The organism is Clostridium pacaense (assembly GCF_020709765.2).
GTDB lineage: Bacteria > Bacillota > Clostridia > Lachnospirales > Lachnospiraceae > Enterocloster > Enterocloster hominis.
This window is the reverse complement of the sequence record NZ_JAJFEB020000003.1, coordinates 383,203-396,320: the sequence shown is the minus strand read 5'-3', so window position 1 is coordinate 396,320 and position 13,118 is coordinate 383,203. Positions and strand designations below refer to the sequence as shown.

At 54.0% G+C, this 13,118-nt stretch carries 7 protein-coding genes; 2 read left to right on the top strand and 5 right to left on the bottom strand.

Features of this window, described 5'->3' with window-relative positions:
* The first annotated feature begins 180 nt into the window (after window positions 1-180).
* The gene (gene thyA, locus LK536_RS37870) at window positions 181-1,011 is read left to right on the top strand and encodes a thymidylate synthase (RefSeq protein ID WP_040381343.1); all 831 of its coding nucleotides are present in this window, start codon (window positions 181-183) and stop codon (window positions 1,009-1,011) included.
* 165 nt (window positions 1,012-1,176) lie between these two features.
* On the opposite strand, the gene LK536_RS37865 is transcribed toward thyA, so the two are convergent.
* Genes LK536_RS37865 through LK536_RS37855 form a run of 3 tightly spaced genes read right to left on the bottom strand, consistent with a single transcriptional unit; the run spans window position 1,177 to window position 9,763 of the window.
* Window positions 1,177-2,121, bottom strand: a complete 945-nt coding sequence (locus LK536_RS37865; protein WP_008721868.1) for a ketopantoate reductase family protein — start codon at window positions 2,119-2,121, stop codon at window positions 1,177-1,179.
* 18 nt (window positions 2,122-2,139) lie between these two features.
* Window positions 2,140-6,084, bottom strand: coding sequence for a helicase-exonuclease AddAB subunit AddA (gene addA, locus LK536_RS37860; protein WP_227795337.1), 3,945 nt, complete (start codon window positions 6,082-6,084; stop codon window positions 2,140-2,142).
* Window positions 6,065-9,763, bottom strand: a complete 3,699-nt coding sequence (locus LK536_RS37855; protein WP_331472111.1) for a PD-(D/E)XK nuclease family protein — start codon at window positions 9,761-9,763, stop codon at window positions 6,065-6,067. The genes addA and LK536_RS37855 overlap by 20 nt, the downstream gene beginning before the upstream one ends.
* A 98-nt stretch (window positions 9,764-9,861) precedes the next feature.
* Between LK536_RS37855 and LK536_RS37850 the strand changes: the two genes are divergently transcribed.
* Window positions 9,862-10,299: an FMN-binding protein gene (locus tag LK536_RS37850; protein WP_025483130.1), complete on the top strand. Its 438-nt coding sequence runs from the start codon at window positions 9,862-9,864 to the stop codon at window positions 10,297-10,299.
* A gap of 87 nt (window positions 10,300-10,386) precedes the next feature.
* Here LK536_RS37850 and LK536_RS37845 read toward each other — a convergent pair whose 3' ends face one another.
* The gene (locus LK536_RS37845) at window positions 10,387-10,680 is read right to left on the bottom strand and encodes a hypothetical protein (protein ID WP_130789471.1); all 294 of its coding nucleotides are present in this window, start codon (window positions 10,678-10,680) and stop codon (window positions 10,387-10,389) included.
* Between the two features lie 9 nt (window positions 10,681-10,689).
* Complete coding sequence (locus LK536_RS37840) at window positions 10,690-13,104, bottom strand: ribonucleoside triphosphate reductase (RefSeq protein ID WP_130789470.1); 2,415 nt, start codon at window positions 13,102-13,104, stop codon at window positions 10,690-10,692.
* Window positions 13,105-13,118 lie beyond the last annotated feature (14 nt).

Genomic DNA, 13,118 nt, shown 5'->3' with positions numbered 1-13,118 from the left:
TCGGTTAGGTTTGAAACACGCCTCAGTCCGTCCCTTAAATGTCCGGCATGTTCCAGATTCAAACAAAAAGATTATAGCACGAAATGCAATGGAAAGAAAGATTTTCTACTTTTAATCATTGTATATCAGGGGCAACCTCTGCTATAATAGGCTCATTATTTGACTTAAGGAGAGATGTGCATGAGTTATTCAGATCAGATATTTATACAGAATTGCAGGGATATTTTAGATAACGGTGTGTGGGATACGGATTACGATGTACGCCCGGTCTGGGAAGACGGCACGCCCGCCCATACCATCAAACGCTTCGGCATTGTGAACCGCTATGACTTATCAAAGGAATTCCCGGTCATTACCCTTAGACGGACCGCCTTTAAGTCAGCCGTGGACGAGCTGCTGTGGATATGGCAGAAAAAGTCCAACAACATCCATGATCTGAACAGCCACATCTGGGATTCCTGGGCAGATGAGGACGGCTCCATCGGCAAGGCTTACGGCTACCAGCTGGGCGTGAAGCACCATTATAAGGAGGGTGATTTTGACCAGGTGGACCGGATCCTCCATGACCTGAAACACAACCCCTTAAGCAGGCGCATCATGTCCAATATCTATAACCACCACGACTTACATGAGATGAACCTGTACCCATGCGCCTACAGCATGACCTTCAATGTTTCCGGCAACACCCTGAACGGCATCCTGAACCAGCGCTCCCAGGACATGCTCACCGCCAACAGCTGGAATGTATGCCAGTATGCCATACTCCTCCACATGTTTGCCCAGGTCAGCGGCCTGGTGGCAGGGGAACTGGTCCATGTGATTGCAGATGCCCATATCTATGACCGGCATATCCCGATGGTGGAGGAGTTGCTGAAAAAGGAACCTTATCCAGGCCCCACCCTGGCCATGGACACCTCAATAACGGACTTCTACCAGTTTACCACATCCAGCTTCCGCCTGGAAAATTACCAGTATCATGCATTTGAACATAAGATTCCTGTTGCAATCTGATTTTTAAGATAGTAAGGGCGCTGTGCAGCCGGCAAAGGCGGAAATCCCACCGAAGGGCACAGCGCCTTTTTATTATATAACCACCTCTGTGCTGACAGCATATCCCTTCCCCCGCCAAAGGAGGGGCACTGCACATATTTGCCGTACTCCCCATCCCGTCTTCTCTCAGAAAAGCCCTTCATTCTTCTGTTCCAGCACCTTGATTGCATGATAGAACATCTCATTATACGGGGTAGGCACCCCAAGCTCCCGGCCCATACGGACCATTGTCCCCCCAAACATCTCCACTTCCGTCCTGCGTCCGGCCTCGATATCCTGAAGGGTGGATGGTTTATTCCCCGGCGGCACCGCCTCAAGGACCCTGACCTGTTTTGCCATGTCCTCCTCGGTCAGGCTGATACCCTTTTTCCCTGCAACGGCAATCACCTCACGCATCAGGGCTTCCCGGATGAAGTTGGCATCCTCGCTGACGCACCATGCCCCATAGGAAATACCCAGCACGGCCGCGCTCTGGTTTTCACTGACATTACACATATATTTGAACCAGATGGCGCGCTCCATGTCCTCCGGGATGACGCAGCGGATGCCTGCTGATTCAAACAGTTCCCTGACAGCCCGTACCCGGGGCGTGATGACCGTATTCCTCTTTTCCCCAAATTCAATCCTGGCAGCGTCCGGTTTAAAGGAAGCCTGTCCGTCCTTCATGACCACGCTGACCTTGGCCAGGGAATACAGGATGTTATCCCAGCCATAATGGGACGCCACCATATCCTCTGCCTCCACCCCGTTAAGCGGCGCCATGATGAGGGTATCCGGTCCAATCTGATTCTTAATATCCTGTATTGCCTGGGAAAGGACCGGGAATTTTGTAATGATAATGGCCAGATCCGGATAATCCCCACCACAGTCCTGGTCCGGAGGAACGATATGGAAATGATAATTCACCCCATTGACCGTGACCCCGTCCCTTTTAAGCCTCTCCTTTCTTTCCCCTCCTGCAATGATGCGCAGCCTGTCCCCCAGAACCTTCTGCAGCTGGAAGGCAAAAAAACTTCCGATTGCCCCCAGCCCTATGATGGAAACTGTTTTAATTGGTTTATGATCAGTCATAACCGCAACCCCTTTCTATTACACTTCAATGCCCTGCTGAAGGGCCAGCGAATAAATCACCCGCTCCTTCACCTTCTTTCCTGTGAGCTGGGTCAGGGCCCGCTCATAATAATCCAGCTGGACCCGGTAACGCGCGGCCAGCATGGCCGCGCCCTGCTCCCTGTTTTCCTTTGGCACATGGTCCGTCTTATAGTCAATCAATACCAGGCCGTCCGGCTCTTCCAGATAAGCGTCAATGATTCCCTGGATCAGCACCAGTTCATCGGAATCCCCGCGCCCCATATCCCTGGCCGGTATGCCGATGATAAACTGCTGTTCTTTGTGGATGCGTCCCTCTGCCTGGGCCTGGGCCATGCGTCTGCCAAGAGGGCTTTCAAGAAACGCCCATATATCCCCGGCGCGGATGAATCCTCTTGTCTCCTGGTTCAGATATCCCTGTTCCACCAGTGTCTCAAGGGCTGCTTCTGTTTCCTCCAGGCTTTTTATATCCTGGAAGGATATGTGCTCCAGCGCAGCATGATAGGCAGTTCCCCTTAATGCGCCGCGGCTGGGTGTTCCAGGCTGGATCCGGCCGGAATCCGGGACTGCCCGGACTTCCGGTGCGGGCCTTTTTTGCGGCTGTGTGAGCGCGTCCGGCTGCTTTAATTGCTCCGGCCCAGTACCTCCGGCTGGCTGCTCCAGATGCTCCTGTCCAGCCCCTCCGGCTGGCTTCCCCGGATACTCCGGCCCAGCACCTCCAGCCAACTTCCCCAGGTACTCCAGCCCCACGCCCTCCGTCTCCACATTTCCAGTTCCAATCGTGTCCTCAGACCGCCCGATCTGGCTCTGTTTCTTAAGTTCGGATACGGATACCATGGCATACAGCCCTGTATCATCCATATGGGGATACCTGTAATTCACTGCCGCTTCCAGCCGCTCCCCAAATTCCCTGTCATAGACCTGATTCCTGTCCACTGCCAGCAGATCCTCCCTGGTCATCTGCCTAACAATCTGACGGCCCACTTCCTCGCCCACCAGCTCCCTGACCTGGATACATTGCAACTGCATGTGGTCATCCGGGATGGCTGGTTTAGCCATCAGAAGCCAGTCCAGGCAGGAGCCTGCCGATGACAGGATTGTATAAGGAATCTGGCCGTCCACTGCCAGGCTGTCCTGCCATTTGGCCAGCTTGGCCTCCAGGGAGCGGTCCGTGGCAGTCATGATAAGCTTCTCCTTGGCCCGTGTCATGGCAACATACAGCACCCGCAGTTCCTCACCCATGGTCTCCAGCTCCATACGCCGCTTCAGTGCCTGCTTCTTAAGCGTGGGCGCCTTTACCCTCAGGTCCAGGTCCAGGTAATCAGCCGCCACCCCCAGGTCCGCATCCAGCAGTATCCGGCCATAGGCGTCCTGCTTATTAAAGCGTTTCCCCATTCCGGACAGGAATACCACTGGGAACTCCAGGCCCTTGCTCTTATGGATGCTCATGATACGGACCGTGTTATCCTGCTCCCCTGCCGTAGCCGCCTCCCCGAAATCCGTATCAAACTTCTTCAGCCTTTCAATATAACGCACAAAATGAAACAGCCCCTTATAGCTGGTGGCCTCATAGGCAGCCGCCTTTTCCACCAGCATATCAAGGTTGCCCCTTCTGGTCTCCCCGGCAGGCATGGCAGATACATAATCATAATACCCGCTGTCCCTGTATACACGGTACAGCAGCTCGTGAATCGGCAGGTACCTTGCTTCCCGGCGCAGCCCATTTAAAAGGCCGGACAGATGGGAAAGCTTTTTCCGGATGGACGCCGCCGCTTCCCCCGGCACCTTATGGAATGTTCCAGCTTCAGCCTCCATCCACATGGACCAGGCCCCGTACACACCCCTGTCCTGTCCTTTTTTACTGTTTTTCTTAAAGGCAGCCACCATCCAGGCCATTTCCTCATCGCTCATGCCCACAATAGGCGAGCGCATCACGGCTGCCAGCGGAATGTCCTGCATGGGGTTGTCAATCACTGACAGCAGGCTCAATATGGTCTCCACCTCCACGGTGTTAAAGTACCCGGTCCTGGTCTGGGCGCTGGCAGGAATCCCTTCATTCATAAGCACATTGACAAAGACCTCCGACCATCCGGTCATGCTGCGCAGGAGGATTACGATATCCCCCAGCCTGGCCCTGCGGTAAGCTTCCTTTTCCTTATCCCAGACCATAAGGCCCTTATCACCGCTGACCAGCTCCCGGATGCGCCTGGCCGCCATCCTGGCTTCCAGTTCCCTTGCCGTGTAATCCAGGGCATCCTCATCCAGCTGTTTTAATGACTCAGACCCGGTATCCACTAACAGCAGCTCCGTGGGCGTACCTGCGGACAGGGCACCGCCTTCCTTTTCCCAGTCCATTCCGGTAACTGTATCCGGCCCGACGTCCTTGAATACGGCCCCAGGATATAGGGCCGTATCCCTGGTGTACGTGATCCCGCCCAGATTCTTTGTCATTATCTGGTAAAATACGTCATTGACACTGGTAAGCACCGACTCCCTGCTGCGGAAATTCTGCTGCAGCTCAATCATCTGGTACTGACCGTCCACGGATGCATAGGATTCATATTTTTCCATAAATAATTCAGGACGGGCCAGACGGAACCGGTAGATGCTCTGCTTCACATCGCCTACCATGAACACATTGGGATGTCCGTACCGTTCCCTGGAAATGCTGGTAATCAGGGCTTCCTGGACATAGTTGCTGTCCTGGTACTCGTCCACCAGGATTTCTTCATACTGGCGGCTCAGCTCATCCGCCACAGGAGACGGGCGGCGGGCAGCCCCTTCGTCCTCCCCTTCCTCCCAATCCGGATCCTTCTCTAAAAGCACTTCCAGTGCCAGGTGCTCCAGATCATTGAAATCCAGCACGTTCCGTTCCTTTTTGGCTGCCCGGTATTCATTGTCAAACCGTTCTGTCAGCTCCAGCAGCTTCTGTATCACTACCTTTGTCCCCCGGATGCTTTCCACCACCTCATCGGGACTCTGGGTACCGTAAAGCTCCCTGCATTTGCCCACGGCCTTCTTGACCCGGTCGCGGCAGGCCGTGACAAAGGATTTCTTATCCCCGTCAATCTCCTTGCTGCGGATGGAGGCCAGGCGGTCAAAGCTCATATTTAAAAGGCGCTGGTAGAGCTGTTCATACCGCCCTTCACAGGCAGCTGTCCCGATGGCCTGGATTTTTGCCCTGTCACTCATAAGCATGGGCTCGTAGGCCAGGGGACCGTTTTCCTCCCTGCACACCTCAAGGGCAGTGTCCAGCTGTCCTCCAAGTTCCTCCATCTGACGGGCCGTATCCTGAAACAGGAACCTCATCCAGGGACTTTTCTCCATCTCCTTAAGATTCTCCTCATCCAGTTCCCGCCTGCACGCCTTAAGCCAAAGGGAGGGCCATGGATGGCTCTGGGAGAACTGCCATGCCTGGAGGATTACATCCTCAATGCCCTTATCGGACTTCCCGCGGCCAAAATGCTCCACGAAACCGGCAAATGCCTCATCGCCCTCCTCATAACAGGCTTCCAGCATTTCCCCCATCACATCCCCCCTTAGGAGGGACAACTCCCCTTCATCCCCGATACGGAAGGAAGGATCTATGTCCAGGCTGTTAAAATGATTCCGGATGATATTCAGGCAGAAGCTGTCAATGGTGGTAATCATGGCCTGGGGTATGAGGGCTGCCTGAAGCCACAGATGCTCATCCTCAGGATGCTCCTTAAGCTTCTTCTCCACCGCGGCCCCAATCCTCTCCCGCATCTCAGCCGCAGCCGCATTGGTAAATGTCATTACCAGCAGCTGGTCAATATCCAAAGGATGGTCACCCCCGCTTATCATCTGGATGATACGCTCCACCAGGACCGCTGTCTTGCCGCTGCCGGCTGCCGCGGACACCAGAAGGTTGCGGTTCCTGCTGTCAATTACCTGCTGTTGTTTTTCAGTCCATTTTACTGCCATCGTTCTCCTCTTCCTCCACCGGCGATATTTGCGCCCAGATATCCTCAGGCTTAAGCCCGGCCAGCCTGCGGTAGCCATAGCCCGCCGTCTTGGTGTCAAAACCGCATACAGCGTGGTACGGACAGTAGTCACAGGCTGTCCTGGACGCCTGCTTATAAGGCTTCAGGCTGATACTTCCCTTCAGTATATCCTTTCCCGCTTCCTGAAGCTTATGATTCACAAACCTGCGCAGGTCCTCAAACCGCCTGGTACTGGCAACACTGGAGCGGCTCTCCTGGACATATCCGTCCTTGATGGCCACGGGTATCACATCTGACTCTTTCTGGATATCCCTGTCCAGATGGTTGATAATATCCAGTTCGCTGTTCACCAGCCCGTTCATCCTCAGCTGGCGCAGGATCTGCTTCTCAATCTCCTCCACGGTCATCCCCTCCTGCTTATCAGCCAGAGGGTCATTGATATGATAATAGAAAATGCCGGCCGGAACCACTTCCTTATCCGGATGGTTCCTCTCCTCCATCTCCACGGCAGCATCCATATAGACCACCAGCTGTAACTGCAGTCCATAGTACAGGGCAGCCAGGTCAAAGGAGGTGGTGCCTGATTTGTAATCAATGATTTTCACATATACGTGCTGCTCATCCTCACACAGGTCCAGCCGGTCAATCCGCCCCCGAAGCTGCAGTTCCTCATCCTCGGAAAGGCTGATGCGCATGGCCTTCAGGTTATCAATGGCTGAGAAGGAGACCTCAAATCCCGTGGGTTCAAAATCCCCCTTCTTCACCTGCTCGGCCAATGCCCATATGGTCCTGTCCGTAATCCGCTCCACCCTGCCTGCCAGATAGGCATTGCGCGCTGAACTGGCCATGATGGTGTTGCCGTATTCTTCCGTGACCCGGGCAACGCATTCCTTTACCAGCTGTTTCCGGCCTTCCTCCGTGAGGCCGCGCCAGTCTTGTCCCCTCTCCTTCATCACTGCAAAGCACCTGTCAATGGACTGGTGGAACAGGTTGCCCATATCCACTGCCTCCAGCTCATATTCCTGGCGTTCCATCAGTTCCAGGCCGTATTTGAGGAAATGGGCATAGGCGCAGGATGCAAACTGCTCCAGCCGTGTGACGCTCCCCTGAAGGGACTGCCCGTAAAGCGCCCTGGCCGCCGCCCGCCCTATCCCTCTCTCCTCATAGGAATAAAAGGCCGCATCCACCAGCTGTCTTACCTTTTCCCTGTGTTCATCGGAACAATAAAAGTAACGGTACAGTTCCATGAATGCATTTTCCTCTGCATCCCGGCCTTCCGGTGCCTTGGCATGTTCGCCTTCCTTCTCTTCCCGGAGCTTCCTTAATCCGTCTATGAGCATTTCCCTTCCGTCCCTTACCGTGCGCACAGGCCAGTCCACGGATTCTTCATCCTGCACGGCAATTCCCGGGAACAGCTTCTCCACCTCGCCAATCAGGCTGGAAGGCCTCTGGCTCTTCCCCTCCGATGACATGCCCGCATAGGTCAGCACCAGACGGCGGGAAGGTTTTGCCATCATCAGGTACAGGTAGAACTTCTGGATGCATCCATCCTCCCTGGCCGTGGGCGCCAGTTCCATGTTGAACTCCTTAAACACCGCCCTGTCCCTGTCCGTAAGAAGGCTGGCGCCGCTCTTTCTCTGGGGAACCGTACCTTCATTGACACCCACAAAGAAAAGCACCTTCACATCCTCCAGACGGCTTCTTGTGATATCCCCCACCATGACCTGGTCAATGGTGGCCGGTATGACGCCCACCTTGATTTCACCGAATCCGGCATCCAATATCTGGGGATAATTCTTCATATCCGTCTTTTCAGCGCCCAAAAGGCCCTCCAGCCGCTCAAAAAGCTCCAGTACCCTGTCATATACCTGGGAATACTCCCTGGCCAGGTTCTCATCTCCCGGATTGCCCCTCCCGCGGAAAAATTCACTGTAATCCTCCAGCTTACCCCGCAGTCCCATGCGCTCCAGATATTCCCTGAGCGCCGCGGTCACGGACCCGATGGTGGCCCCCTCCTCCTTAAACGCTTCCCTGAGGGGGCGCAGGGGTTTAAGAATCCACTGGCGGTACGCGTTCAGCTCCTTAAGATTCAGCTTCTCGCCTCCCCGGCAGGGTTTTTCCCACTGGGATTCCCAGCGCTTCCAGCCCCGGATTCCCAAGGCCCTCACATAATTCTCCAGCCGGTCCGTCATCAGCCCGGCATGTTCCCTGGAGCCGTCAAATTCCACGGCGTCCTCCGGCTGTCCGGCGTTTTCAAGAGATCTCAGGTTCCCAAAATCCAGCACGTCCCCGGCTTCTGATACATCCCCGGCTCCCGGCACATTCCCCAGCCCCGACATATCCTTGGCTCCCGGCATATTCCCCAGCCCCGGCATATCCCCGGTTCCCAGCACGTCCTCCACCCCTGGCACATCCCCATCCTCCGCCCAGTCATACACCAGCCCGGTCTTCAGATACCGGAACACGCTCTCATAAGAAAAATCCCGGATGGTTTCCAAAGCCGCCCGTATCAGCTCCACCAGCGGATTCTCCATGATACTCTTCTTATCATCCAGGAAATACGGGATTCCCGCCTCATCAAACTGATGGGCCAGCTCCCTTCCATAGGAAGCCAGGTCGCCTGTAATCACAGCAGCGTCCCGGTAGCGCAGCCCTTCCTCCTGAACCATCTGCTCAATCCGGCTGCACACATAAGCAGCCTCCCCGGCCGGACCACGGCTCTTATATATCACCACATGGTCCGCGGGCCTGTCCCAGACATTTCCATAATAACGGTACAGGTTCTGCTCCAGGAAATCCAGGTCCGGGCTTTCCAAGAACCGCCATGCAGGCCTGCGGCTGCAGATAACATCCGGTTCCTTGGCAATCCCATGGTGCCTTGCCATGTAATCCAGCCTGCACACCGTGTGCTTCCCCATGTAGAACAGGTGCTGGATGCTGCCCTCCTGATAGGCATTGGCCCTTGGGTCAATGGTCACGGAACACAGCACCTTCCTGGCATGGAGCAGGAACAGTTCCACCAGCCTGTACTGCACCGGGGTGAATCCCGTAAAACCGTCCAGAAGGATGACGCTGTCCTTGAGGACTTCCCATTTTGGCAGTTCCCTGCACAGGATATCCAGTATCTCCTCAGCCGTGATGTAATGCTCCTCTATATACTGCCTGAACCCGCTGTAAATCAGCTCCAGGTCCTCCAGCTTCTGCTTTAAAAGGGGGCTTCCGGCCTCCCTCATCACATCTCTGAGCATATCCGGCGTGATGCCGTACTGGTACAATTCCGATATCTGGGATTTCAGCTGGTTGATAAACCCGGACTGCTCCAGATGATGACCGTACAGGCCCAGCTTCGACCGCTTCATGCCGGCTACCTTGCGGATGACCATGGACTTGCCCATGTCGTCCAGCACCACGGGAAGGCTGACCCCCAGATCCTCAAACACCCGGTAAGCCAGACGCTTAAAGCTCAGGATGTCAATATTCATCACACCGTGCCGCGGGTGAAGGCGTATGATTTCCTTTTGGGTCTGCATGGTGAACTGCTCCGGCACCACCACCAGATACTGTGTGTCCGGATGTTCCATGGACTCCCTGATTGCCGTTTCGTACAGGTATCTTGTCTTTCCTGAACCGGCTCCTCCCAATATGAACTGTAATGCCACTTTTTCTCTCTCCTTCATTCTCATGGGACAATGAAAATCTCTCATATTTCCCTAGTTGCCATCATAAGCTTTAACAAACTATCTTAGAGGTCCTGACTATGAGCTCTAAAACCAAAATTGTGGTGCTGCGGATGAAGGAAATCATCTACACCGCAATCTTCGTAGGCCTTGCTATCCTTTTAGTTACTCTCTGCTTCATCATGTTCCGGCCAAAGAAGGACACCGCCGCCGTCTCCGCACAGGCAGCCGCCTATGTCCCGGGCGTATACAGCGCAGCCCTAACCCTTGGCAGCGAGAATGTGAACGTGGAGGTAACCGTGGATAAAGACCGAATCAATTCCATTGACCTGGTTCCCTTAAGTGAAGCTGTCACCACCATGTATCCCCTGATGCAGCCCACGCTGGACGATCTGGCCAGCCAGATCGTAAGCACCCAGTCCACGGAGAACCTTACATATCAAAGCGCTTCGCGTTATACCTCAACCGCGCTTTTAAATGCCATCAACACGGCGCTGGACAAAGCAAAGATTGATTAGCGGTGTCAAATGCGCTCCAGCCAAATACACCCCGACAACCAAAAAAGCCGCTGCCCCAACTTGTGGGGCAGCAGCCCTCTTTTGCTGTCAATCATGACTGCGGAACTTCCTGCTCTTAAACACATACACATGGATGAACAGGGTGGCGCCAAACACAGCCATAAGTATTGCCTCCACCGTGCCGGAAAAGCGGCCGGAACCCATGCCGAAGCTGCACGCAGCATCGGCCATGAATATCCACTTTTCAACCCCGAACACCTTATCCAGATCGTAATCTTCCTTTTTTGTGGATCCCACAAACATAAGGAAATCTTTCCCTGTGAATAAACCGATTCCCTCTGCCAGGCACAGGGCCCCCATGAACATAAACAATAAATCCATACTTTTTCCTTATGCTTTTGCGGCTTCTGCCGGTTCCTGCTCCACAAACTTCCTGATGTTGGACGCATTGGCAAACTTCTGCACGATTCCATCCCTTACAATCACCAAGGTGGGCGCCTGCATGATGCTGAACTTCTCAGCCAGCTCAGGGTGTTCCTCCGCATCTATGATCTGGTAATCCCATCCCTTTAAGAACTCCTTGGCGGACCTGCAGTTGGGGCAGGTCTTGGTGGTGAACAGGTAAAGCTGGGCCGGTGACACTGCCTTCTGCCCACTGCCTGCCTGGTTTCCCGCAGCGGCCTGCTTTGGCTGGCCGGCAACCGCAATCCTGGACACGCCGTGCTTTAACCTGGAATGGCTGATATCATAATTGGTACGGTCCTTGTACTCCTGGGACTTTCCTTCATTCCAGTTCTGGACCGGACGGTAGTAACCCGTAATCCTGCTGTATACCTCTGCCTTCTCCCCGCAGATCGGACAGGTAAAATGCTCCCCAATCAGGTACCCATGGCTCTTGCAGATGGAGTAGGTAGGCGACATGGTATAGTAAGGCAGCTTATAATTCTCAGCAATGGTACGGACCAGGTTGGCAGCCGCCTTCCAGTCAGGCAGCTTCTCTCCCAGGAACGCGTGGAACACGGTGCCGGACGTATAAAGTGTCTGCAGTTCATCCTGGATATCCAGGGCATCAAACACATCGGCCGTGTAGTTCACCGGCAGATGGGAACTGTTGGTATAGTAAGGTGTCTCGCCCTCTACGCCGGCCGTGATGATCTCCGGATAGCGCGCCTTGTCATGCTTGGCCAGACGGTAGGAGGTGGACTCAGCCGGGGTTGCCTCCAGGTTGTACAGGTCACCGTACATCTCCTGGTAATCAGACAGGCGCTCCCTCATGTGGTTCAGCACATCCCGTGTGAATTCCTGGCACTCCCTGTGGGTCATGTCCTTCCCAACCCACTTTGCGTTCAGTCCGGCCTCGTTCATGCCCAGAAGGCCGATGGTGGAAAAGTGGTTCTCAAATGTTCCCAGATAACGCTTGGTGTATGGGTACAGGCCCTGGTTCAGAAGCTTGGTGATGACTTCCCTCTTGGTCTTTAAGGAGCGGGCGCAGATATCCATCATGTGGTCCAGTTTCTCATAGAAATCAGCTTCGTCCTTGGCCAGATACGCAATCCTTGGCATGTTAATGGTAACAACACCCACTGATCCGGTGCTCTCACCGGCGCCAAAGAAACCGCCCGTCTTCTTGCGCAGTTCCCTCAGGTCCAGACGGAGGCGGCAGCACATGCTGCGCACATCGCTTGGCTGCATGTCGCTGTTGATGTAGTTGGAGAAGTACGGTGTACCGTATTTGGAGGTCATCTCGAAGAGCAGCCTGTTGTTCTCTGTGTCGGACCAGTCAAAATCATTGGTAATGGAGTAGGTGGGAATGGGATACTGGAACCCGCGTCCGTTGGCATCGCCCTCGACCATGGTCTCGATGAATGCCTTGTTGATCATATCCATTTCCATCTTACAGTCCTTGTACTTGAAATCCGTCTCCCTGCCGCCCACAATGGCATTCATCTCAGCCATGTCATCCGGCACCGTCCAGTCCAGGGTGATATTGGAAAATGGAGCCTGGGTTCCCCAGCGGCTTGGGGTGTTCACGCCGTAGATAAAGGACTCGATACACTTCTTTACCTCGGGATAGCTTAAATTATCTGCTTTAACAAAAGGAGCAAGGTAGGTGTCAAAGGATGAAAATGCCTGGGCTCCGGCCCACTCATTCTGCATGATTCCAAGGAAGTTGACCATCTGGTTGCACAGCACGGATAAATGCTTTGCAGGGGATGAGGTAATCTTACCGGTGATGCCCCCAAGGCCTTCCAGCAGAAGCTGCTTTAAGGACCATCCGGCACAATATCCGGTCAGCATGGACAGGTCGTGAAGATGGATGTCCGCATTGCGGTGGGCTTCTGCAATCTCATGGTCATAAATCTCGCTGAGCCAGTAATTGGCAGTGACCGCTCCTGAATTGCTTAAGATCAGTCCCCCTACGGAATATGTAACCGTGGAATTCTCCTTTACACGCCAGTCCTCCACCTTGACGTAGCTGTTGACCACGTCCTTGTAATCCAGGATGGTGCTGTTCATGTTCCGTATCTTTTCCCTCTGTTTTCTATATAAAATGTAAGCCTTTGCCACATCCGTATATCCGGTCTGCTCCAGGACGTGCTCCACGCTGTCCTGTATCTCCTCAACGGAAATCATGCCTTCCTTCATCTTATCCTGAAAATCTGCAGTTACCCTTAAAGACAGCAGCTCCAGAATCTCGTTATTGTAATCTTTCTTCGTTGCCTTGAATGCCTTTTTGATTGCTTCCGTAATCTTGTTCAGACTGAACTCAGCATTCTCACCATCCCTTTTTACCACCTGAATCATACCACTTGCTCCTT